The 25,553-nt window shown below is 38.3% G+C and carries 14 protein-coding genes; 6 read left to right on the plus strand and 8 right to left on the minus strand.

Annotation, left to right across the window (positions count from 1 at the left end; genetic code table 11):
- The first annotated feature begins 7 nt into the window (after positions 1-7).
- The 4 genes from IPJ53_15935 to IPJ53_15950 all read left to right on the plus strand — a co-directional run bounded on the left by IPJ53_15935 (position 8) and on the right by IPJ53_15950 (position 4,063).
- On the plus strand, positions 8-424 hold the full coding sequence (locus IPJ53_15935; GenBank protein MBK7800593.1) for a VanZ family protein: 417 nt from the start codon (positions 8-10) through the stop codon (positions 422-424).
- Positions 425-477: 53 nt separating this feature from the next.
- Positions 478-1,335, plus strand: a complete 858-nt coding sequence (locus IPJ53_15940; protein ID MBK7800594.1) for an energy transducer TonB — start codon at positions 478-480, stop codon at positions 1,333-1,335.
- 107 nt (positions 1,336-1,442) lie between these two features.
- Entirely contained in the window at positions 1,443-3,239 is a 1,797-nt protein-coding gene (locus tag IPJ53_15945; protein ID MBK7800595.1) for a tetratricopeptide repeat protein, read from the plus strand.
- Positions 3,240-3,289: 50 nt separating this feature from the next.
- Positions 3,290-4,063 carry an AMP nucleosidase gene (locus tag IPJ53_15950; GenBank protein ID MBK7800596.1) on the plus strand — a complete coding sequence of 258 codons (774 nt, stop codon included), beginning with the start codon at positions 3,290-3,292 and terminating at the stop codon, positions 4,061-4,063.
- Positions 4,064-4,129: 66 nt separating this feature from the next.
- Here IPJ53_15950 and IPJ53_15955 read toward each other — a convergent pair whose 3' ends face one another.
- Complete coding sequence (locus tag IPJ53_15955) at positions 4,130-6,103, minus strand: KUP/HAK/KT family potassium transporter (GenBank protein ID MBK7800597.1); 1,974 nt, start codon at positions 6,101-6,103, stop codon at positions 4,130-4,132.
- A 152-nt stretch (positions 6,104-6,255) separates the two neighbouring features.
- On the minus strand, positions 6,256-7,188 hold the full coding sequence (locus IPJ53_15960) for a tyrosine recombinase XerD (protein ID MBK7800598.1): 933 nt from the start codon (positions 7,186-7,188) through the stop codon (positions 6,256-6,258).
- Between the two features lie 114 nt (positions 7,189-7,302).
- On the opposite strand from IPJ53_15960, the gene kynU reads away from it, so the two are divergent.
- Positions 7,303-8,556 (plus strand): kynureninase, encoded by a 1,254-nt coding sequence (kynU, locus tag IPJ53_15965; GenBank protein MBK7800599.1) that lies wholly within the window; start codon positions 7,303-7,305, stop codon positions 8,554-8,556.
- 36 nt (positions 8,557-8,592) lie between these two features.
- Positions 8,593-9,945, plus strand: coding sequence for an FAD-dependent monooxygenase (locus tag IPJ53_15970; GenBank protein MBK7800600.1), 1,353 nt, complete (start codon positions 8,593-8,595; stop codon positions 9,943-9,945).
- 39 nt (positions 9,946-9,984) lie between these two features.
- On the opposite strand, the gene IPJ53_15975 is transcribed toward IPJ53_15970, so the two are convergent.
- From IPJ53_15975 to IPJ53_16000, 6 genes are all read right to left on the minus strand, one after another.
- Positions 9,985-11,139: an aminopeptidase gene (locus IPJ53_15975; GenBank protein MBK7800601.1), complete on the minus strand. Its 1,155-nt coding sequence runs from the start codon at positions 11,137-11,139 to the stop codon at positions 9,985-9,987.
- Between the two features lie 337 nt (positions 11,140-11,476).
- Positions 11,477-14,569: a gliding motility-associated C-terminal domain-containing protein gene (locus IPJ53_15980; GenBank protein MBK7800602.1), complete on the minus strand. Its 3,093-nt coding sequence runs from the start codon at positions 14,567-14,569 to the stop codon at positions 11,477-11,479.
- Positions 14,570-14,593: 24 nt separating this feature from the next.
- Positions 14,594-14,815 (minus strand): hypothetical protein, encoded by a 222-nt coding sequence (locus IPJ53_15985; GenBank protein MBK7800603.1) that lies wholly within the window; start codon positions 14,813-14,815, stop codon positions 14,594-14,596.
- 13 nt (positions 14,816-14,828) lie between these two features.
- Positions 14,829-19,178, minus strand: a complete 4,350-nt coding sequence (locus IPJ53_15990; protein MBK7800604.1) for a gliding motility-associated C-terminal domain-containing protein — start codon at positions 19,176-19,178, stop codon at positions 14,829-14,831.
- A gap of 73 nt (positions 19,179-19,251) precedes the next feature.
- On the minus strand, positions 19,252-21,897 hold the full coding sequence (locus tag IPJ53_15995; protein ID MBK7800605.1) for a gliding motility-associated C-terminal domain-containing protein: 2,646 nt from the start codon (positions 21,895-21,897) through the stop codon (positions 19,252-19,254).
- Positions 21,898-22,068: 171 nt separating this feature from the next.
- The gene (locus IPJ53_16000) at positions 22,069-25,341 is read right to left on the minus strand and encodes a carboxypeptidase regulatory-like domain-containing protein (protein MBK7800606.1); all 3,273 of its coding nucleotides are present in this window, start codon (positions 25,339-25,341) and stop codon (positions 22,069-22,071) included.
- Between the last annotated feature and the right edge of the window lie 212 nt (positions 25,342-25,553).

The raw sequence follows: 25,553 nt of genomic DNA on the forward strand, positions 1-25,553 counted from the left end.
CTTTGCCTTGCTTGTTCATTTTTTAAAAATCAGAAAATATTCATTAAAAATTGCATGGTCATTTACTGTGGCCATTGTGATTTTGTCGCTGATTCCCAGCAATAGTTTACCCAAATTGAATTTCAAAGACCTTGTCGGAATAGATAAATTGGGTCATCTATTCTTTTATGGAAATGCCTGCTTTTTCTTTTTACTGGGAAGATCTTCCAAAATTTATGGGGTGCATTTATTTCTCAGCACCTGTATTCCTTTGGTTGGTCTGGGGTTGCTGATGGAGTTATTTCAGGCAGCCATGCTGCTGGGGAGAAATTTTGATTATTTTGACATGTTGGCCAATACTTTGGGTGTAATTCTTGCCATCGCGCTTTTTAGGTTTTATAATTCCAGCTTTCCTGAAAATCAAGAGAACCCGAAACAATTATAAGAAATTAATATTTTTAGGTAAGAAGCCCTTCTATTTTGCGTTAAGTCCTTGTAATGAACCATTTTGAGCATAAAATTTCACCCAGGATCTCGAATCTCGAAATGGACGACATTGTATTTGCACATCGCAACAAACAATATGGTGCCTATTTGCTGAGACGCCGGTACAACCGCCACATGACCAAAGCTATATTGATAGCCATCTTGTTCATTGCTTTTTTCCTGTATTGGCCACAGATTGCACAGCTTTGGGACAACGAAGAACCGCTGAAAGAATCCGATTTAGTGATGAGGGAAGTCTCCATAGGAACCCCAAATTTTAATTTACCGGAACCCTCAGGAACAAAATCCAATCCATCCGAAAAACCCAAATCTCAACCACCAAAATCTCCCTTAAAAAAGAACCCAACTAAAAGTATTTCTTCAACTCCAAAAGTTGTCAAAGAAGAAACCCCACCTGTGGAAGAAAGCAGCAATGAAACTGGCCAGAGTGCTGGAAAGGAAGAATCACCGGGGCCCGTTGGGGCGGGAACAGGATCTGAAGAAGTCTTTCGATATGTCAGTCACATGCCTTTATTCCCGGGATGTGAGCAACTGGATATCAGTTATGCGGAACGAAGAAAATGTGCAGAAAAAAGTCTGAGAGATTTCCTCAAAACCAACCTGAGATATCCCAATCTCGCTGTCCAAAATAAAACAGAAGGAACCGTCATGGTGCAATTTATAGTAGAGAAAAATGGGACGGTAAGCAATGTTAAAATCCTACAGGATATCGGTGATGGTTGCGGTCAGGAAGCCCGGCGGGTGATCGAACTGATGAATGGTATGAATCGTAAATGGACACCTGGCCTTCAGGGTCAATCAGCCGTGAGGGTTCAATACACATTGCCCGTTGTTTTTACAGCACGTTAGAGTTGTGCAAAGCTTTGCTATTTATTAGCCGATTCTTGTATTTATCTTTACCGTTCAAATTTATACCGCTCCAAAAACTATTTTTACAATAAATCAGTTTATACACCATGAGATTTTTAATTGGTCTGGCTATACTTCTGTCTCCATGCATGATGGATGCTCAGGATCCAAGACTTGCCTTACAGTATTTTAATGACGGTGAGTTTGAGAAAGCAGCGGTGCTGTACCAGACTCTTTATCAGAAATTTCCGGAAAGTGAATCTTATTTTTCCAATCTGTTGAGTTGCATGGAAGCGATGGGAAAAACTGAAGAGTCCGAAACTCTGGTAAAAAAAGAATTGAACCGTAGACCAAAGGATTCCTACTTGTATTTCGTTTACGGCAAAATGTTAAGTAAGCGGGGTGAAGCAGGAAAATCAGAAAAACAGTATAAAAATGCCATTGACAACCTTCCTGCAGATGTAATCGGTATCCACCGGATTGCCAATGCATTTATCGAACAATCTGAATTTGATCTGGCAATTGCCACCTATGAAAAAGGTGAAAAACTGATGAAAGGTCAGTTTCATTTTACCTACAACCTTGCAGATTTATATCGAAGGAAAGGTGAGACCCTGACTATGTTAAAGTACTATGTTGATGGGTTGGAAGACGGAAGTATTAATTCCATGAGCCTGCAAAATGTTCTGGCAGCCTATCTGGAACCGGATAAACATAAAGATTTACAAGCCCTTCTTTATGAAAAATTAGAATCCAAACCCGACTTTATTCCAATCATTGAAATACTTCAGTGGACCTTTATCCAGTCTAAAGATTTTTTGAACGCTTTAAGGCAGGCAAAAGCCCTTGACAAAAGGACCGGCGAAAATGGTTCCAGGGTTATGTACATTGCCAACATTGCCGCAAACGAAGGCGATTACAAAACAGCCATTGATGGTTATGGTTATATAAAAAATCTAGGTCAGTCCGGTGGTTATTATTTGGAAGCCTACAGACAATTATTGATCAACCGCCGCAAGCAAATTGTAGAACAAAATAACTACACTGTTACTGATCTAAAAGCGCTGGAAGCAGATTACCAACAATTCAGCCTTGAATACAGCGGGAGTCGGTTGGCTGCCCCCATATTGATTGAATTTGCGGAACTCGAAGCAAGATATCTCAACAATGTAGACAAAGCCATTGAAATTCTATTGTCCATTGTAAAAAACCCGGTAATAGAACCACACACAAAGGCAATGGCCAAACTTGATTTGGCAGATTATTATTTGATTCAGGGAGAGCGATGGGAATCAACCTTATTGTATTCTCAAGTAGATAAAGATTTTCAGGAGGATCAGCTCGGTGAATTGGCGAGATTCAAGAATGCCAGACTTTCCTATTTTGCCGGTGACTTCAATTGGGCACAAGAGCAATTTGACATTCTCAAACAAGCCACTACCCGATTGATCAGCAACGATGCCATTGATATGTCAGTCTTTATTCTGGACAATCTCAATCAGGATACCCTCGGATTGGCTTTATCTGACTACGCCCAGACGGAGCTTAAAGTGTTTCAGAATAAATATGATGAAGCAATGGTGATGTTGGACAGTATACTTTCTGAATACAAGGAAAACAGTTTGCTGGATGATGTACTATATCTTCAGGCCAACATCTTGAACAAGCAGAAAAAAACAGAAGAGGCCATCCAAAAATACAATAAGATTATAGAAAATCATAAAGAGGAAATCAGGGCAGACAATGCCTTGTTTGAACTTGCCAAAATTTATGATTACCAATTGTCCCAAAAGGAGAAAGCCATGTCTCTTTATGAAAAATTATTCCTGGACTACAGCGGCAGCGTACTCGCCATTGAAGCAAGACAACGATTCCGCAAACTTCGCGGGGATGCCGTTCAGTAATAAATTCTTCTGGATTTATTTTTAATCCAATTGATAAGTATCTTTATCAAATGAAGACCAAGCAGGAAATTGTAGAAAACTGGCTACCCCGTTATACCGGTACCCCATTAAAGGATTTTGGAGCCTACATCATCCTGGTCAATTTCAGTCATTATGTTGACCTTTTTGCAAAATGGCATAAGGTTAAGATCAATGGAAAAGACCGCCCGATGCAAAATGCCACAGCAGATAATATCACCATTATCAATTTTGGAATGGGAAGCCCTAATGCAGGAACGGTTGTGGATCTGCTTACAGCCATCATGCCCAAGGCCGTTTTATTTCTGGGTAAATGCGGTGGCCTGAAAATTAAAAAAAATAAAATTGGTGATCTCATACTACCCATTGCAGCTATTCGTGGGGAAGGAACATCCAATGACTATTTACCCCCAGAGGTTCCTGCTTTGCCTGCATTCGCTTTGCAAAAAGCCATTTCCACTACGATTCGAGAATATGAAAAAGATTATTGGACCGGAACAGTATACACGACCAATAAACGAGTGTGGGAACATCGTAAAGATTTTAAAAAATATTTAGCAGAACTTCGTGCACTCGCCATCGACATGGAAACTGCCACCATATTTATTGCCTCTTTTAAAAACAGAATTCCGGCCGGAGCTCTTTTATTGGTCTCCGATATGCCCATGGTTCCGGAAGGTGTAAAAACGGAAGAAAGCGATAAAAAAGTTACCGAAGAATTTTTAGTCACCCATCTAAAAATTGGAATTGATTCATTGAAGAAACTCATCACCAATGCCCAGACGGTAAGACATTTGAAATTCTAGTGTTGGCAATGGAGATGGTCATTAGATGCCCTCCATTTCAAACCGAACAAAAGTAAATTCTAAAAATTAACTGTTTTCTCTTTTCAATTTCATCTCGGCTTTTGGACCAACGAGAATTGGAACTACTTCCTCTTCAACATTGGAAACTTCCAAACCAAAATCTTCAAACGCAGGTAAGCTGAATTTCTTAATCATGCGATAACTCTGCACAACCCAGCGTTCAAAAGCATTGAGTTCTGTATCAGCTGAAACTCTGGTGCGAAGTAATAAAAATTTAAAATCTGCAGGTAAATGATGCTTCCTAAGAGAAGGATAAGTGCTCACCGTATCTACTTCTCCGGAGGCTACCATTTGATCAACAATTTCATAAAACATCGCATTCACCTTATGCGGAACTTTGAATCCAAATTTCAAATGGATAAAAAAGATTTCTTTTGGAACAATTGTATCTACGTGGAATGATTTTCTATAAGGTTCATCTCCGATTTCCACATGTACAAACCAGTAAACATCGGCTCGCTTAGGTCTTTTTCGCAGTATGGAATACATGATGTTTGAATCAATCAATCGTTTGTCATCAGCCAATGCGAGATAAACCAAATGACTGGATTCCTTGGGAATTGTTAGATCGTGTTGCAAGTCTTGCAACACAGGTATATAGTCTTTCAACTCTACAAACATGGTATGTTTCTGCCTTATCTTTTGCGCATTGTATAAAACAAAAACCATGGTAGCAACTCCTGCTGCAATTAAAAAAGAAAACCAACCACCATGTGCAAATTTATCCAGATTTGCAATCAGGAAAGTTGACTCTATACAAAGTACGAGAAAGGTTATCACCAATGGAATATAAAAAGCATGGAACTTTATTCTGTAAAAAAATCCGAGCAATAAAGTGGTCATAATCATATCGACCGTTATGGCCAGACCATAGGCCGCTTCCATATTCTCCGATTTTTTAAAAATTAAAACCACCACAATACATCCCACCATCAGAAACCAATTGATGCTGGGAATATAAACCTGACCCTTTAAATCGGTAGGATAGTTTACTTTCATTCTAAACCACAAATGAAGTTTCATTGCTTCATTTGTTAAAGTGAATACTCCGGAAATTAATGCCTGACTTGCTATAACAGTAGAAAGTGTAGCGATTCCTACTCCAAATGGTAAAAACCATTGTGGCATCAGCGCGAAGAAAACCCTAAAATTTGGATGACCTGCTGCGTCTACAATAACTTGTCCTTCATGATTAGAAATCAGATAAGCCGATTGTCCAAAATAACTTAATAACAAAGCAATTAAAACAAAGCTCCAACTCATCCTAACATTTTGTTTGCCACAATGCCCAAGATCAGAGTAAAGAGCTTCACCTCCGGTGGTACATAAAAAGACTGCACCCAAAATCCAGAATCCACCCGGATATTTAGCCAAAAGCTCTATTGCATAAACAGGATTGAGCGCCTGCAGCACTTGAGGATGCTCTATAATCTGGAGCAGACCCAAGAAACCAATCATACTAAACCAAGTAAACATTATTGGGCCGAAAAACTTTCCGACCAACTGTGTTCCCACTTGTTGGAAGGCAAAGAGTCCAATGATAATTCCTATAACTATAGGCACTGTATTTATATGGGCATTGGGGTATATCATTTTGATACCCTCCACTGCAGAAGAAATGGATATTGGCGGTGTGATGAATCCGTCTGCTATCAAGGTTGCACAACCAATAATAGCAGGGTAAATAACATATTTTGATTTATATCTTCTGACAAGAGCGTAAAGTGCAAATATTCCTCCTTCTCCTTTATTATCCGCATTCAATGCCAGGATAACATACTTGCCGGTGGTGATTAAAATTAAGGTCCAGAAAACACAAGACATCCCCCCGTAAATCAGTTCCTTGGATACCTCTCTATCATCCAAAATAGCCTGAATTACATAAAGAGGCGAAGTTCCAATATCCCCAAAAATAATCCCCAGTGTGATTAAAACGCCCGCTAAACTTAGCCTTTGGACACCATGCGAAGGATCGCTCATTTTAAGTAATTATTAATTATGTGCAGTCAAACTAGGCTCAAAGATAGGCCGATCGTTAAAATTGCATGTAATAAAAAGTATTATTTATTGAGTTGTGGGTAATGATCAATTCATATTAAGCCTGTAGCTCAATTTTTAACAGGTATAATATATCAGTCAGCAGATGTTGTTTCCAATTTTGTTCTCTGATTCATTGGGTGAAACCGCATGATGGTATCTCTGAGATAATGAAGGTCAAGATGCGTGTAAATCTCTGTAGTGGTGATCGACTCGTGCCCTAACATTTCTTGCACAAGCCGGAGGCCAGCGCCTCCTTCCACAAGATGAGTAGCAAAAGAATGTCTGAAAGTATGCGGACTGACCGTTTTGTGGATACCAGCTTTGGATACATATTCTTTCACAAGATTAAATACAGATATCCTGGATAACTTCTTTCCAAATTTATTCAAAAAAATAAAGTCCTCATAGCCTTTTACAACAGGAAGTTTATTTCTGTAAGAATCTCTGTAGAGGATCAATTGATGCAAGGCCTGTTCACCGATTGGGACCAGCCTTTCCTTATTGCCTTTTCCAATTACCTTAAGGATACCAAGGTCTTCCATCAGGTCTGACCATTTTGAATTAACCAATTCGCTTACCCTCAAACCGCAGGCATAAAGGGTCTCCAGAATGGCCCGATCCCTGTGCCCCCTTTCCACACTCAGATCTACAGCCTGCAGGACCATATCAATCTCTTCAACACTTAAAAAGTCAGGTAAATATTTAGCCTGACGGGGACCTTCCAATAATTCCGTAGGATCCTCATTCAGTAAATCCTCCACCAACAGAAATTTGTAGAAAGCCCTGACGCCGGACAAGATTCTGGCCTGTGATCTGCTGTCCAACTGAACTTTATTAAGCCAAGAGATAAATTGTATCAAATCCTGCAATTCGATTTTAAGCGGACTTTTATGGTCCAACTCCTCCGCAACAAACCTGGAAAGCTTGGCTACGTCTCTTGAATAAGCATCCAAAGAATGAGAAGATAATGACCTTTCAAGCTTTAAGTAAGCTTGAAAACCTTTAATTGCGCTGACCCAATCCATGAATCAAAAATACAATCTTATGACAACATATTATATTTTATTATAATATATTACTGTGGTTCATAAAGATTTCATTTCAGTACATTTGCATTTGTAACCCAATTTTTTCTTTGCATGCTCAACGATTATAAATTCCTTGATCAAAATGATCCTCTCCAGCAATTTCGTGCAGAATTTTGCTTCCCTTCAGATGAAGAAGGCGTTCCTTATAGTTATTTCTGTGGCAACTCGCTTGGTTTACAGCCCGTCAAAGCCAGGGCATACATTAATCGGGAATTGGATGATTGGGCCAAACATGGGGTACATGGCCATGAGATGGCCCATTTTCCCTGGGTGAGATACCATGAATTTTTAACTGAGCCCATGGCCCACATAATAGGAGCAAGACCTTCTGAAGTGGTTGTGATGAATACCCTTTCAGTCAATCTGCATTTAATGATGGTATCATTTTACAACCCAACTCCCAAAAGAAATAAAATATTAATTGAATACAGTGCCTTTCCTTCAGACCGCTATGCGGTAGATTCCCAAATAAAGTTCCATGGTTATAATCCGGAAGATTGTTTGATCATTCTTACCCCGAATGAAGGAGAAGTCTATATTACAAAAGAAAAAATCGAACAAACCATCCGTAAACATGGGGACGAGATTGCACTCATCCTCATTGGTTCCGTAAACTATTACACAGGACAAGCCTATCCTATCCGTTACATTACGGAATTAGGGCATGCTCATGGTTGTAAAGTGGGTTTTGACCTGGCGCATGGTGCCGGGAATCTGTTATTGAATTTGCATAATGACGGACCTGACTTTGCGGTCTGGTGCAGTTATAAATATTTAAACTCAGGACCTGGTGGACTTGCAGGTTGTTTTGTACATGAAAGACATGGTGAATCATTTGAACTCCCTCGATTTGCTGGTTGGTGGGGGCATGACAAAGCCAACCGGTTTAAAATGTCTCCGCAACTTAAATTAATGAGCGGTGCAGAAGGTTGGCAACTTAGCAATCCACCCATTCTGCCAATGGCAAGTTTAATGGCATCACTGGAAATTTTTCAGCGAGCCGGAATGGTTGCCATGCGAAAGAAATCCATTAGTCTGCACAACTACCTGCGTCAGTTAATTGAATCATTGGAACATCCCTCTATTCGGATACTTACTCCACTAAGTGAAGAAGAAAGAGGATGTCAACTTTCTATTCAAATTAAGAATGGGGATAAGCGTATTTACAAGCAGCTGTCCGAGCAACAAATCATTGCAGACTGGCGAGAGCCCGATGTGATTCGGGTTGCACCTGTACCCCTCTACAATTCCTTTGAGGATGCCTGGCAGCTTTATCAATCCTTAAAAAAAATATTGGCTGTTTAGATTTGTAGCGCATTTAATATATTTAAGTAATCATCCATGAAAAATAAAGAAATCATCATTGCAGGTGCCGGATTGGTAGGAAGTCTTTTAGGATTAAGATTGGCACAGAGAGGATTTAAAGTTTCCATTTACGAATCCCGTTCGGACATGCGAAAAAGTGATATTTCCGCCGGCAGATCGATCAACCTTGCCTTGTCTGATCGTGGGATTGGCGGGCTCAAGATTGTGGGAATGGAAAAAGAAATTCTCGCTCATGCAGTGCAAATGAATGGCAGGATGATTCATGATTTGGAAGGTCAGTTACTTTTCCAAAGTTACAGTGAACGTCCGGGAGAATTCATCAATTCAATCAGCAGGCGAACTCTAAATGTATATCTGATGGACGCGCTGGAAAAAATTCCCGGATCTTCCATTCATTTTAATACCAAATTAATTGGCTGGGATCACCAGACCGGAACTTGTCAGTTTCAAACCAATGATGGAAAAGTGATTCTGAAAGAAAATGCCACCTTACTTGCAACCGACGGCGCGAATTCTGCTGCACGAAAAGAACTGATGAATCTAAGTGCGCAAATCAGATTTAATTACAAGCAATTTTTTCAGAACTATGGATATAAAGAACTAACCATTCCACCAGCTGCAGATGGTTCTTTCAGATTAGAAGAAAATTCTTTACACATTTGGCCAAGGGGACATTTTATGATGATTGCATTGCCAAATCCGGATGCAACCTTTACCGCCACTTTGTTTATTTCCTATAAAGGCGAAGACAGCCTTGAGCATTTAAATACAAAACAAGATGTTCAGAATTATTATGAAAAATATTTCAACGATGCACTTCCACTGATTCCTGAATTACAAAAAGAGTTTTTTGATCACCCAACCGGGCATTTATATTCAGTCAAATGCGATCCCTGGCATTTTGAAGATAAGTTGTTGTTGTTGGGGGATGCCGCTCATGCGATCATTCCGTTTTATGGACAAGGTATGAACTGCGGTTTTGAAGATGTAGTAGTGCTGGACAAATTGCTGGATCAGAATTTGGAAGGCGAAGAATTATTTGCAAAGTTTACCGAACTTAGAAAAATAAATTCTGATGCCATCTCAGATCTTGCTGAAGACAATTTTATTGAAATGAGAGATAAAGTAGGCGATCCGATTTTTCAAAAAAAGAAATCGCTTGAATCCCGACTTGAAAAATTGTTTCCTAATTATTATTCAAAATATGCACTGGTAACCTTCAGACCGGATGTCAGTTATCATCAAGCCATGACCCTCGGCAGAAAGCAAGATGATCTGCTCATTGAACTTTGTAAAAACAATACATCCATTTCTGATGATGAATTACCTTCCATCTACCACAAGCTCCAGCAACTTCAAGAAAAATGATGAAGGTTAAATTCAAATATCAATAAATAAGAAAATAAACTACAACCCCAGCTTTGCCTTCAGATCCTTGTTCAAGGCATTTTTGTTTACCATTACAGACATGGTCTTATTCCTGAAATAGGCCTTAGACACATAAATATATCCGCCGGTAGTTTTATTAATTGCTGATCCCCAAGAATTTTTTACGACATAGTATTCCGTCCCATTCTGATCTTTCATAATTCCAACTATGTGCATACCATGATCATCGGTGGTACTGAGATTTTCAAATCCCAATTGACGCTCCTCCTGCGTTACAAACTTTTCAGGATGCGGCGCTTTCCAAAGACTGTCCCTTTCAGTGTCGGACATATCTTCCCATGCCATATATGGATTAATGGCCAGTCCATTCTTTGCTGAAAATGTTTTTTCACTTACATCCGTTGCCCACAAGACAGAATATCCACTTTTAATTGCCTGATCCACAGAATTAATTAATTCATCAATGGCAATATTATAAAACATACCATTTGACCAATTATCCGCCACCTCAAGAATAAATGGTTTGTTCATCGGATGATGAGTAAAGGAAGTCAATGCTATGTAATCTCCGGAGTTTATTCCCAGACTGCCGGCAAATGTTTGAGGAGTATAACTTTTACCTTTGAATGTAAAATTGGCAGGAGGTGTTCCAAAATATCCATCCACAGCGCCCTGATAGACTTTCTTCCAATTTGGAGAAAGTTTACCATCCGGAAGCTTAACCATTGCTTCCACCATAGCTTTCAACACCGATTCCATCTCTCCATGGATAGGTTTGTCCTGCCCATCAGGATAACCTGCATAAGCTTCTTCAGGCACCAAACCATATTCATCAATAATTCTCATGACATCGTGATTTTCCGCACCTTGACCGAATGCAGTGGATCCCTGCCTGCGTATGTAATTCTCTCCCCTTTCCAAATACCCGGCACGGGCAATGTACATCTCACTTAAATTAAACTCTCCTTTACCCATTCGCATCAGCTCAGATTCCAGAAAAGAATGAGTCGAAAAAATCCAGCAGGTGCCACTTTTGTTTTGATTTTTAACTCCTGTACGGTCTACTAGTTTGACCGTCTGGAAATTATAGTTGTTGATTTTATTGGGTAATTCCTGGGCAATAATGAAATTGACCATTACAATAAGGAATACTGAACAAACAATTTTGTGCATTTGATTTATTTTTTTACAAATGTAATACGAATCTCTTCGTACTTGGTAATAATTTTAAAAATAAATTTCAAATCTCTTCTCAATATAGTTTGAATTAAAATAGACCAACCTCATTGGCAACTTGGTTAATAAAAACAGCTGCCAATTCTACTGAAACAAAAAGATCATCTGGAAAAGCATGCCTTCTACAATAAGGGAAAAAATATTATAATCATATAGGAATACCAATAATGGCAAATTCAAAGTCTCAGTAAATGATTTTGTTATAATTATATGGAATGATACATTTTAACTCATTTAAATGATTTTCCTGCTTATTTAATCGACTAAATTAAATTCATCTTAGCAGTATCAGGTCGCCCTTTTCCATATGCTTGTCCCCTGCCTGATCAGTCCATTCTACATGATATACAAAAACACCAGGGTTTACCAATTTCCTCAACAAGGTTCCGTCCCAACCAAAAAACTCATCATTGGGAGGAAATACAGACTGTTGAAACAGCAATTCTCCCCATCGGTCATAAATCCTAAACCTGTCAATCTTCTTGACCTCAGGACTTGAAAAAACCGTCACCCGGTCATTTATACCATCTCCGTTTGGCGAAAACACATTCGGCAAGTAGACATTTCCTCTGCGTACAATCGTTAAGATCAAAATTCTAAGTGAATCACAACCCTCCACGGTATGAAACCATTCTTGATATTGGCCTGATTCATGGTAGTATTCATTATTTACCGGCCAGAAGTAGTTTTCAAGATTGGTGACTGTATCGTAGAGGATAAACTCCGGATCTACTTTCAAATTAATTATGTAAGTTGAATCGCAACCATAAAGGCTTTGTAATTTTTTGTAATAAGTTCCACTTTGTTCATAATTCATTCCACTCACCGGCCAAAAAAAGTTTCCGCAAGCTCTAGCAGTATCTTCATTTTTGTATTCAGGATAAATAGCCAAATCTAGATAAATGGTAGAATCGCAGCCTTGCGTATTCACCGTCGACCATGAGTAGGTCCCACTCTTCTCAAAGGTTTGACCATTCACCTCCCATTTATATCGTGAACAGGCAGAAACTGAAGCTCTTGAAGAAGAATTGTTCAGAATGGTAAGGTTTAAAACAAAAATAGAATCGCAGCCATCTGCATTCATGAACAACTTTTTATACTCGCCACTTTTTGTATAAACTACACCATCCACTGGCCATAGGTAAGATCCACACTTACTCAGCGTGTCTGTAATTTGATCAGAAGGTTTGATGATTAATTCAAGTACATGAATGGAATCACAACCGGATAATGTTGTAAATGATTCGGTATAGGTACCACTTGAGTTATAAATTTTTTGGTTGACCGGCCAATACCAGGAATCACAGGATGTTTGGTACTCCTTTGTTTTTTCTGAAGACAGGATTTCAAGATCAAGTATGTGAATAGAATCGCAACCGGTTGAAGTAAACAACGTATCGATGTACCTTCCACTTTTTGTATACATTTTACCAGTTACCTTCCACAAATATGAATCGCATATGCTTACCTTCTCAGTAAATTTATAGCTTGGGTTTATGTGTAAGTCTAGTGTAATATTGGAATCACATCCCTCTTGATTTTTTAATGTTGCAGTATAGGTTCCGCTGTTCACATATACCAATCCTGTAACAGGCCAATACCAAGAATTACAAGAAGTTTTGGATTCAATTATTTTTGTTGATGTAAGAATTTTAAGATCCAAACGCAAGATGGAATCACATCCATTGGCAGATGGGAGATTTTTAATATACACCCCACCGGTTTTGTACATTTTTCCATCTTTCGGCCAAATAAAGGAATCACAGGCCATCACATTTTCTGAAATGAAATAAGATGGACTTATTGTGAGGTCCAACAATTCAACTGAATCGCAACCATAAATAGTACTGAAGGTGTCTGTGTAAAATCCGGATTTGAAATAATTGAATCCATTAACAGGCCAGGTATAAGAATCACATGCTGACACTATTTGAGAATTGGTTGTACCAGAAGTTACGTAGACAGGTTTTGTAATCATGTCTAAACATTCCGCATCATTGATGGTCAGTGTAACAAAATGCAATCCAGGAGTATTCCATTTTATTTTTATATGGCTTTCATCGAGCTGTTCAACCAATTCTCCATCAGGATATTTCCATTCAATTTCTGCGGCTGACCCAAATTGTCCATTATAATACAAACTTACGGTCTCACCCTGACAGACCGTATCCTTCACAGCAAAGTCTGCTGTCACTTTATTAAAGTTAGAGAAATAACCAAACCTGCAACCTCCTCCCACCGTTCCGTGAATTACTCCCAGATGAAAAAGTTCACGATCATTGCTGATCACGGAAGAGACTGCAACAGGGGCCTGTGCGGAGGTGAGTGGTATCTGTGCACTCATCCATTTGCCATTGGTTCCCGGAACTAGGCTAAATTGACTGGCATTGATCTCACCAACTTTTCCATTCAACAAAAAACTTCCTTCTCCTCCTGACTTAACCAAAAGTGTAATAAAAATTGGTTCATTGAGCGATCGGGTAAATGCCACCGTTCTGGAACCGGTACAAAAAATTGGGGGCAATACACTTAATCCAACTTCACATCCAAATCCGGACATCTGCAGCGCGTAAACCGGCAAACTTGCCCTAATGTAGGCAGAAATATTATTCCCTATATTGTGCACGTAGGTCTCTCCTGCATTTAAAACTGCAACAGGATTTTGATTGACATTTACTACCGTATTATTTTGAGTGGCAAGAATAAATACTTTATCATAAGGCGCATTTAGAAAGCCTCTGACAGCTATGTATTCTGATCCCAGGATTGTAAGGGGAATAAGTTGATCTCCTCCCAAATCAGCGCAGCCACCGCCAAAAGGAGCGCCGAACATCAAATCATCCTTAATGGTTATTGCAATCGGTTTGTCTGAACTCACCCGTGAACCATCCAAATGTTTGCTTGCAGATTGTGAAACTGCGGTGGCAGAATAGGTTTGCCCTTTGTTTAAAAAAATAACAAAGGGATTTTTTGCCTGGTGTCCAACCACATCATTGGAAGGAAAAATGGAAATTTTGGTCCCGTCTTCAGTCGCCACAATATCAAATGAAGAATATGGGGTGGGATTGTAATTTGCATTATCCAAAAAATTCTGCATGGGGATAAAAAAATCATTTCCCAAAGCATTGTTTCCCTTTAACGCAAAAATTTCAGGATTGCAGGCACACTGTGTACTCATCACTTCATAATAGATCGTTACAGGATTGGTTGCCTTGATCATCAAACCATAATTGAGTATTTTATCTGGAGGTGCATTTTCGATTTGCCCAAGCCACGGGGTCAAATCTATGGTGGTTGAAGATCCTGCTGCCACAGAAACTACAATGGGATTAAATCCAGGATTTGCAGGTTGTGTTACAGTTACCAAGGAAGTCTTTCCCGGGTTTGCGATTCAAAGTAATATAGGTTTATCAAAATTGGCGTAACCATAAGAAACATCCGGTGCTGCAAACCAAAAAATAGTATCCGTTTGTGCGAATGTTCCAGTTGTGCCAATCAGTAAAAATAAAATTGGATGAAATTTTTTAAATGAATCAGTCAGAATAAATTTCAAACAACCCCAAAACCCTTCTTCCACATTGGTCACAGTTGTTTCAAAAATTCTACTGATCATGCGTTTCAGTTATTTAACGAACCAAGGTGGCATCGCCAGAAATTTTATGACTTTCATTTGCTTTGTCACGCCATTCCACCAAATAAACATATACCGCCGGGCTAGACTCACGACCTCGGAAATTTCCATCCCATCCAAGCTGAGGATCATTGGGAAGAAAATTTTTCAAACTAAACACGTTCTCTCCCCACCTGTCAAAAATCATAAAATTATCTATCATCTTTACTTCGGGGCTTGAGAATACTGAAAGTTTGTCATTCACCCCATCTCCATTTGGGGAAAAAACATTGGGTACCCACACATCATCACTTCTACGAATCAGCAGATAAAGAAAATGAAGGGAATCGCAGCCTTGGGAGGAGCTTAAATTGGAAATGTAAGAACCGCTTTCTTCATAAAATTCATTGGTAGCAGGCCAAAAATATTTTTCAAACACACAAAGTGTATCGTAAAAAGTATATTCAGGTAAAATAGTCAATTTCAATCTATACACTGAATCGCAGCCAAATTTAGTTTTGTAATCCAAAGCCACCTCCTCACTTTTTCTATAAGTAATCCCATTTACCGGCCAGGTGTATTCTTTACAATTTTCGACCGTTTCGCTTTTTAGAAAACCTGCACGAATCTTTAAATTTACTTGCAATAAAGAATCACAACCTCTGCTGCCGGCACCGGAAAATATAACCTTACCAGATCCTGTGTTTTCATCAAATATCTTTCCTGCAATAATTATTTTTTCTCCAGGGCAAACTGCCGTATCCAAAATTGAAATTGGCTCCGGATAAAATTTTAGATTTACTGAAAGTACTGAATCGCAACCATTGCTGCTTGCACTGTTTAAAGTAACCGTGCCACTCCTTTTTGAATCATTAAAAGTAGTATTCCCTATCGATATACTTTGACCGTAACAAATGGTCGTATCCAGCACTCCTGCCGGAATAGGATAGAAGCTCAGATTTATATTGGCGACGGAATCACATCCATATTGGCTTACGCCTGGAAAAACAACTCTTCCTGTTTGATTTTTTTCATCAAAGAGGGTGTTCCCAATCATGATACTTTTCCCCCGACAAATAACAGTATCAACCTGATCAACTGGTATAGGATAAAAAGACACATTGACCAAAACTGTTGAATCGCAGCCATATTGACCTGCTCCTGAAAACATGACAATTCCCTTTCTGTTTTTTTCATCAAATGTTTCAGAACCCATTTTAAAGCTTTCTCCTGAGCATATAGTGGTATCAAAAATTGAAGAGGGTGTATCGTAAAATAAAAGTTGTACCAATACAAGAGAATCACATCCATATTGATTTGTCCCAGGGAGTCTAACCAAACCCTTTGTGTTCAATTCATCGAAAGTGATGTTCCCAATGATAAGTTTACCCCCCTTGCAAATGGAAGTATCAAAAACAGACATTGGGATCGGATGAAATCCAACATGAACAGAAATAATTGAATCACATCCATATTGATTTGCACCAAACAATGTTACTGAGCCGTTGCTATTCGCTTCATCAAAAATCATGTTGCCAATGGTCAAATTTTCTCCTGCACAAATCACCGTGTCGAAATTAGAATTAACTGAGGATAACAACTCAACATTCACTTCAAGAATGGAATCGCAAACATTTGGTAAAATTCCACGAATGACTACAGTATCTAAAGTTCTGTCTTTGGAGAACCAAACATTCCCAACAAGAATGGAGTCCGCCATGCATATTTTTAAATTTATCTTGTGAACAATACCAGGATAGCATGAATGCAATCCAAAATCGAGCGAAAAGTCATTCTCTCCTTCCTGTCCGGTTTTATAATCAAGAACAATCTTGCCTCCAAAGGAAACTGGTTTTGGTAAAGATTTTGAAGCGTCGGAATCATTTTCTGAATTTCCAAAATTAATTCTTGACCTATATGTGGTTGATACATATTGTACACTGTCAATGACTAATACATTCTTCACATAATTTGTATCTGCTCCAAGCTGGATGTAATATAAAGTGGATGGCTCGAGGTTGTAAAAATAATAAAGCCCTTTTGCATCAGTAAATGTGCCTTTAACCCATTGCCCCAAACTGTCATAAAGTTGCACAGGAATTTTTTCCAGAGGCAACTCACCTGGATCCTGCACTCCATCCTGATCTGCATCACTCCAAATATAATTTCCAACAGAAACTCCAATGCCTTTTGATTGAGAAGAACCAATGAGTAATTCAATATCTCCCAATCCGGATGATTTTCCAAATGTTCCATTCTCTCCGGAAAAAATATTATAGTTCACCTTTTTTGTACCATTGGAATTATCCAGTTGACTCCAGCCATTTGACCACACGCTACTTGGATCCATTAGTGTAGACAACACAGTGTTGTAACTTGGATGCACTGCAAGGGCTCCCAAGGCACCTTCCTGATGACCGGAGAATCCATCCTGATAATAAAATTCTCCATCGCAAATTCCCTGGCTATTGTTGGCCCCGAGAGTGGTATAAAATCCTGAGGTTGCATTTTGCTCCAATAAATAATTTCCTTTCAGTTGAAAAAGTCTTAAAACATCTCCTCCGGCAAAAGTTAAATATCGAAAATTATCATTTGACTTTGTCCCGTAATCTCTTCCTCCTGTTTGATAACCATAGCGATCACCAAGAGCTAAAATCATATTACCATCTGAATCAAATTCAATATCAGACAATATTGGTACCGGACCACATACTACCTCGCCATTCAAATGTGCACCATAAAAGTCAAAGGTCCAGGGTCTGAAATAATTACAATGGACATCATATAAACTCCCTTTTATGTAATTCAAATCAAATGAAACAATTTCTGTAAACGCTCCATTTTCATAGGTGTAAACAATTGCTTTTAGATCATCTCTCTTTTGTGAAGACTCTGCTGAACATACTCCGCCAACATACAGTTTACCATACTTGAATTTTAATCCCCATGGACGCCAGTCACCTGCGGTTGAACATCCGGGATCCGGAATTGGAATTTCTTTGACTCTGTCCACTGTAATGGGAAGATTTAATGGATTACCTATGGCAATAACAATCAGAGATCTGTTATGCAAATTCACAGCATAAAGCGTATCGCCATTGTCATTGATGTCGAGATCCCCCATTCCCCATTTTCCTACTAGATCAAATGCAATGGAATCATGTGTTGCCTGATTTGGACTTAACGGCAGATTACGTACCATTAAGTTCTCATCCCCGGTTTCGATTCCAAAATCATCGAGGTTCAACAATAATTTACTGTTCCCATAATATTTATATCCTGGGCTGTTTGGTGGGTTCGGCAAAAAACCGTTTAAATCGGTATAATAAATGGCACCCAATCCCGCAGGTCCAACTGCTGATTGTCTTTTAAGAAATGCACTGGAATAAAGTAACCCGGTTTGCTTTTGATAGGCAAGTCCCCAAACTGCACCTACCTCACCTGCACTTGCCGGATGATAATTGCCATTAGGTCCTATGCGTGGTCCGCCTTCAGTAGTATTATATCTATTTGCAATGATGGCTGGCTCAATAAATGCCGGACTGGTAGTATCTAAAGAATTGCCTTTTGTAAATCGGGAAGTAACAATCCATGGATTCTCGTCTATCAAATCGTAAACATTAAAAACACCAAGACTAACATTACAATTACCTACTGTGGATATCTGAGTCCGTGTATGGTTGTCAGGTCCCGGAATTGCATCAAAAAGTCCTATTGGCACCTGGAATTCCACCCTTAGTTTTGTACCTGGTGGGATTCCGTTAACAGACCATTTCCCTTCTGTCATGGTTTTCGTAATTGCAACGAGTTGCTTATTGTCGTTGTACAACCTTATTTCAATCCCAGACTTACCATTTTCTGAAATATCCTGTACTCCATTGTTATTATAATCTGAATAAACTTTTCCCCCGATTGATTGCACCCCTGAGCAGATGGGTGGATCACAAGAAACAGGAAGAATAGCATTTACTCCTACAGCTTTGCAATTTCCGGAAACAAACTCAGCATCCACAACATAAGTACCTCCATCAGGGTCTAGAATAAATTGTACATAAGGTGGACACCCTTTCATGAAAGGGTTGTACAATTTTGTCTGACCTTTTAAACTAACTTGAATCTTTGAACCTGCTATAGGCTCTGTCCACTCAAGAAAAACTGCCACCAAAACTTTTGAGCGATTTCCTGTATGTATTCCATATTCGCAATCTCCTACAACAACTTTACTTATTCTTAAATCACATGCAACTTTAGTTCGTAGAAAATTTGTTCTGTATCCTTCAGAACCATGACTATACACCGCATTCATTTCAAATGGATTTCCTGTTGTAAAAACAAGAAATACGATCAACACAATCAAATTTTTCATTATGTGCATGTCATGAATTTGCTAAATATTCCTTCATAAATTACCAGTTTTAAAAGACTTAATTTTCTACAAATTATCTTACTAAAGTTGCATCACCCGATTTTACATGTCGATCATTCTTAAGGTCTGTCCACTCCACAACATAAATAAAAACACCGGGCGCTACCGGTTGCTCTTTGAAATTTCCACCCCAACCATTGTGGTCTACATTGGGTTCAAATTTAGATCGATCAAACATCAATTCACCCCACCTGTTATATAATCGCAATCTATCAATAATTCTGATTTCCGGACTTGAATAAATTGTAAAGTGATCATTTACTCCATCTCCATTTGGTGAAAAAACATTAGGGACAAAAATATCTCCCCGCAATTTAATTTCAAGTATTAGTATATGCAAGGAATCACATCCTTCTTCTGTTTGAAAATTTAATTCGTATGTACCAGATTCGTTATAAACTTCGCCATTTACAGGCCAGGTGTAACTTTCTATTGCTTGTATTGTGTCATAAATGATAAAAGATTTATCTACTGATAAATTCAAAATATAAATTGAATCACATCCTTCTTTAGTAGCATTGTGTGATTTGTATATTCCACTTTGTGTATATTTCCTTCCATTCACAGGCCAGAAATATTCATCGCATACCCTCACCTGTTCTTCCAGAAAATATTCCGGATAAATGGTTAAGTCCAATAATATGGTGGAGTCACAACCATATTTGTTTATGAATTTTGCTTCATAAATACCACTCGTTTGATAGTTCAATCCGGTCACAAACCATTTAAAAGATTGACAAGATTTTACAATTTGCTTTTCAAAATTTCTATTGTGAACAGTTAAGAAAAGTGTAAAATTTGAGTCACATCCAAACTGATTATTATAATCAACATGGTATAATCCACTTGTAGTATAACTTTTTCCATTCACCGGCCAAAGATATTCTTCACAAACTTTTACAGTATCCACCCTCTGATAATTTGCATAAATTTCCAATTCAAGTAGTATCACAGAATCACAACCATTGGAGCTACTCAAAGTATATGAATATGTACCAGTTTCAACATAAGTAATTCCATTTACTGGCCAGGTATATGAATTACATGATTTGCGGGATTCAATGGTATTAACTTTTGGGTATATCGTTAAGTCAAGCGTATATATTGAATCACAACCTGAAGTTGTATTAAAAGTGGCCGTATAAATTCCACTCTGCTGATAGGTAACTTGATTCACATTCCATGTATAAAATTCACAATGAACTTCTTTCTCTAATTTATGGAAACTATTGGATACCATTAGGTCTAATTGGATAATAGAATCACAACCTTCAGAAGTCTGTAAGGAATCAAAATATATACCACTTGAAGTATAAATTTTTCCATTTATAGGTGATGTATAAAAATCACATACACTTACGATTACTTTTTCGGTATAAACAGGAAGGATTTCCAAATCAAGTTTAAAAACCGAGTCACAACCATTCGCACTTGGCTTTGATACCGTATAGATGCCAGTTTTGCTATAAAGGTTTCCACTCACTTCCCAATAATAGGAACCGCAAGATTTAGTTTTATACTCCGATCTATGGGTAGGCAACACTTTAAGATCCAATATCACGATTGAATCACAACCAAATTCACTTGTTAGATGAACTGAATAATTTCCGCTTGAATCATAAGTTTCATCACTAAGCGGCCAATAATAGGAACCGCAAACTTGCTCCTTCACAACTACAGAATCTACATTATATTTTGAGGTAAGGTTAAACGTTATTTCTTCTCCACATCCATAAAAGTCCCTAAGCTCCATTTTATAAATACCCGCAGCTAATCCGGACACTATGGAGTCGGAAGAATTTAAGGGTGGCAACCATTTAAATGTATAAGGAGGTAATCCTCCCTGAACATTCACTTCAATAGAACCACTACTGTCAAAAGGGCATAGAGGGGAAATAATTTTAAATTCAGTTACAGGTTTTGAGAGTGTTATCGAAATGGCATCCAGAAAATTACCAACAGTAGCACCTCCTGCTGCTCTTACTGACTTAAATCTAATGGTATACTTACTTTGAATGTTTTGAGGGAAGGTATAACTCACGGTGTTGTAAACCCAGGCAGTGGTACCTGCAGAAAACTCTCCCAAATTAATATAAGGTCCTCCTAAGGGTCCCACCTCTACTTGCAAAGCATCTATACCGGCTCTTCCCCGGTGAGCGAATGAAATTGTTACAGAACTCCCGGGTGAGGCATCGAATTCCTGATAAAGTGTGGACACCATGTTTGCATTTAATTCTGCAAATTGGTTGCCGGAATAGGCAGGCACACCATTAAATCCACTACCCCAGATCTCGATCTGTCTGTCAGTAGCTGTAGTTGCCCAGCAAGAAACCAAATCTTCATGAAAAAATCCAAATCTACCCAAGGCTACTAATTTGTCATCCTCAAAATCGGTATTACACAAAATGTTACAGGAGGGCGCAGGACTGATAAATTGATCGGATTTAAATTCTGAATGCTGATTGTATTTGGAATTTACATTAAAATATTTTTCCAAAAGAGGAACATCACAACAATTTACACAGTTATTTGCCAGGCAGGAATTAAAACAAATCAACAGAATAAAAAGAAAAATCCCTCTTTTCATTAGTTTCTTACAGATTGAAATTTCTGCATAAATATAGGCATTCTCCAGGCTAATCCAAATTATATTTGCCACTATTACCCTCAGGCAAGAGATGAATTAGATCTTCTACCCTTTTTAAACCGAATAAAAGATTGGCTATTTTAGGAATATTCGCTCTTAATATTAAAAAGGATTTGCATATTAAAAAAAAATCCTCTCCAAAAAATTGGAGAGGATTTAACCATCACTTTAATGAAAGTTTTCTTAATTAAAAATATATCTTAATCCAACTTGCAGCTGCCAAACATCCGCCAATCTCGCAGACTTTTCTAATAAATTCGTACGGTATTGTCCGTTGTTGTCTTTTGCAAATGAATACAACGGTTTATTGTCTGCAGATTTTCCTTCAAACTTTAAAGGGGTTGTATTCACCACCACTTGGTTTCCTCCTCCCCAATTCTGATTGATCATGTTGAGTAAATTGTATACATCTGCCCTTAATTGCAAACGATGTGCTTTGGAGTTGATATTTAATTTAAATTCCTGGATAACTGTAAAATCTAAACCATGGATGTTCGGAAGCAATCCTCCATTTCTAGGAAAATATCCTCCTTTAAATTTTGAAAGCTGTTCATTACTATTCACAAAATTCATAAAAGCTGCCCTTTGCTCATCAGCAGTTGCCGCATCTTTAAATTCAATTTCACTTCCATCGTTAGGAACATACATCAGGTCGTTGTTACGGGTTAATCCATCCTGATTAATATCACCATTTACAGTAAGACTAAATCTGCCTTGATTGAAATATTGATAGAATAATGAAACTTGTGTGGAAGTATATTTAGAATACTTAAACTTGTAGGATAATGCGGTTATGAAACGATGTCTTTGATCATCATTGGAATAAGCCAAATCAGGATAATTGTTTCCTGCATAACTAAGATTGTCTGTCCAGGAAGAATTGGCTATAGATCCTCCTGTCAACAAATCTTTGGCTACAGAAAAATTGTATGCCATCATTAAATAAAAGTCATTTTTAAATTGTCTTTCCAATTTTGGTGTGATGGAGAAAGAGTAACCTTGATTGGTGTTTTTCAACAAAATAGCATCGGTCACCGTAGTATTGATTCTATTTGCACTTCCTCCACTGTAAAATTGTCTTGCATCTGCTCCTGCATAACTTCCAACCGGACCTTTCTGGTTAGCATCTATGTAATAAATATTGTTAATGGTTTTATTAAAAATACCTTCAATGGATCCAACCACATTATACATCAATTGATGATCAGCAGCAAAATTAAATCTGAGTAATTGTGGAAACTTAAAGTTTTCATCCGTAACTGCAAGATTATAACTTGGTGCAAGCTTTGGATTTTCAGGGACATATTTAGCTACATCATCAGAGAATATATATTTTCTGGTCGCTGCATTTTGATCTCTGACAGAACCTTTGGTCACACCATTGTTACTGATTTGATTGGCCAACCAAACAAATGGAACTCTTCCGGTAAATACGCCTACACCTCCTCTCAACTGAAAAGTTCTGTCACCTTTTACATCATAGTTGAATCCAACTCGTGGAGAGAACATTGCCTGTGTTTTTGGCAACTTGTCTGTCCTTAACTGAATAGTACTTCCATCTGCATCTCTGAAATTAAGATTTGCAGCTTGCTGGTTCAAATAGGCTGCATCACTTTCATAAATTGGCACATCCACTCTTACGCCAAATGTAACATTAAGCCGATCATCCAACGCACTCACCTGATCTTGCACATACACTCCTGGCTGATGTATCGTTATTTTATCAACAGGAATTTCCTTTCCCGGCAATACAGAGTATTGTTGCTCAAAAATGGCGAGCGTTACCGTATCCCCATTGGTTGCCTTATAAAAATCACTTAAAGAATTATAAGTATAGTTTCCATACCATCTGGGGGTAAAAGTATTTTCAAATGTGAATGATTCAAAATTTATTCCAGCAGTGAAGGTATGATTATTCCTATACCAGGTCAAATTGTCCTGAAATTGGATTGTATTGGTATTTAATCTGTTATTGGGTGTAAATGCTTCATAACCAAATGAAGTAAAAGTATTCCCTGCTTCCCGTATATCAACTAAAGGAAATGGTCTGGAAGATGGACTGCTCCGGTAATCTCTATTAGCTGTATAACCAACTTGCAATTGATTTGAAAGGCCTGAATTTATGATGGTGTTCAATTCTATAATGGCAGAGTGAATATCATTGTTGATGGTATAATTGGCTGAGCTAAAATTCAGAGCGTTTGTATTTCCGTTTCTGAATCCTTGTGCACCACTGCCGCTTGCCAAAACATCTCTGTATGATCTAAGATAATTATACCGTAGGCTGATTTTATTTTTACTGTCCAGGTTGTAATCTAATTTGGCTAAAGCCTTGTTGCTAAATGTTGGTAAAGTATAACCGTCATATTCACCCGGATCATAACCATATTTGTTCAGCAAAAGATCCTTTAATGAATCTAAGGCAGAGGCCCTGACTCTTGTTACACTTCCACCTACTACATCTCCATCTCTGAAGGCCCTGAATTGTACTGGATCTTCTCTTCTTTCTCCTTCCGCATTTATGAAAAAGAATAATTTATCTTTTATAATGGGTCCTCCTAAACTCAATCCAAATTGTTTGATGTCGAAGTTTTGAACAACCACTGATTTATCTGAAGCCTTTGTACCCACAAAACTTTCATTCCGCATATTGTAATAAGCCGTTCCTGATAAATTGTTGGAACCTGATTTAGTTACCGCATTTACACCGGCACCTGTAAATCCTCCTTGTCTTACATCGTAAGGCGCTAAGTTTACTTGGATCTCCTCTACCGCATCCAAACCAATTGGCGTGGAATTTGCCTGCCCTCCGGGTGTTGACGCCAGACCAAAACTGTTATTAAAAATAGTGCCGTCGATTGTCAAATTGTTATATCGACTGTCCTGTCCTATAAATGAAGTTCCAGTACCTGTTGTGGAAGCCACGGATGAAGCCCTGCTCTGAGGGGTAAGTCTGGTAAAATCATCTAAAGATCTACTAAGTGTAGGAAGAGCCGCCAAGGCTTCTTTTTTAATGTTGGTAGCGGCACCTGTGCGATCTGAATTGAGGATGTCGTTTGTTTTAGCTGTGATGATGACCTCATCCAACGATACGGCTTCAGGAGTCATCTTCACATTGTATCTCAAATTCTGACCCAAGGACAAATAAATGTTGGCTTCCTCATAATTTTTGTAGCCAATGTAATTTACCGTCACCGTATAAGGCCCTCCAACTCTCATGTTCGGAATGTTAAACCTACCATCTTCCCGGGTATAAACTCCGTAAATGGTACCGGATGGAATGTGTTTCGCTTGAACGGTAGCAGCCACGAGAGGCTCTCCTTTTTCGTCCGTCACAATACCCAATATCTGAGCATTGGTGACACTCTGTGCCTGGATCTGGTTTTTGGTGATCAGTCCCAAAATCATTACCATGGGTATGATTTTAAGCAATGGAGTAATTAAGCTTCGTTTCATAATAAAGGTTTAGTTTTTAAAATATGGTTTACAAAGGTAACCTTGCCTAATTACTTATCTATTAAGTTATTATAAAATTATTATAAATATATTAATCAATTGAATATCTGTACTTTAACCTATACAAAACACCTAATTAACATCATGATTACATGAATTTTATTTGAAATTTCTTCGCAAATTGATAAAATTTTACCCATAAATAAATGAGT

It is taken from the genome of Candidatus Vicinibacter affinis (assembly GCA_016714365.1).
Classification (GTDB): Bacteria; Bacteroidota; Bacteroidia; order Chitinophagales; family Saprospiraceae; genus Vicinibacter; species Vicinibacter affinis.

What these genes read in the sequence shown, in the direction of transcription:
- IPJ53_15950 (MBK7800596.1), top strand. Translation starts at nt 3,290, where the DNA reads ATGAAGACCAAGCAGGAAATTGTAGAAAACTGGCTACCCCGTTATACC.
- IPJ53_15955 (MBK7800597.1), bottom strand. Translation starts at nt 6,103, where the DNA reads ATGAGCGATCCTTCGCATGGTGTCCAAAGGCTAAGTTTAGCGGGCGTT.
- IPJ53_15940 (MBK7800594.1), top strand. Translation starts at nt 478, where the DNA reads ATGAACCATTTTGAGCATAAAATTTCACCCAGGATCTCGAATCTCGAA.
- IPJ53_15945 (MBK7800595.1), top strand. Translation starts at nt 1,443, where the DNA reads ATGAGATTTTTAATTGGTCTGGCTATACTTCTGTCTCCATGCATGATG.
- IPJ53_16000 (MBK7800606.1), bottom strand. Translation starts at nt 25,341, where the DNA reads ATGAAACGAAGCTTAATTACTCCATTGCTTAAAATCATACCCATGGTA.
- IPJ53_15960 (MBK7800598.1), bottom strand. Translation starts at nt 7,188, where the DNA reads ATGGATTGGGTCAGCGCAATTAAAGGTTTTCAAGCTTACTTAAAGCTT.
- kynU (MBK7800599.1), top strand. Translation starts at nt 7,303, where the DNA reads ATGCTCAACGATTATAAATTCCTTGATCAAAATGATCCTCTCCAGCAA.
- IPJ53_15985 (MBK7800603.1), bottom strand. Translation starts at nt 14,815, where the DNA reads ATGATCAGTAGAATTTTTGAAACAACTGTGACCAATGTGGAAGAAGGG.
- IPJ53_15990 (MBK7800604.1), bottom strand. Translation starts at nt 19,178, where the DNA reads ATGAAAAATTTGATTGTGTTGATCGTATTTCTTGTTTTTACAACAGGA.
- IPJ53_15970 (MBK7800600.1), top strand. Translation starts at nt 8,593, where the DNA reads ATGAAAAATAAAGAAATCATCATTGCAGGTGCCGGATTGGTAGGAAGT.
- IPJ53_15975 (MBK7800601.1), bottom strand. Translation starts at nt 11,139, where the DNA reads ATGCACAAAATTGTTTGTTCAGTATTCCTTATTGTAATGGTCAATTTC.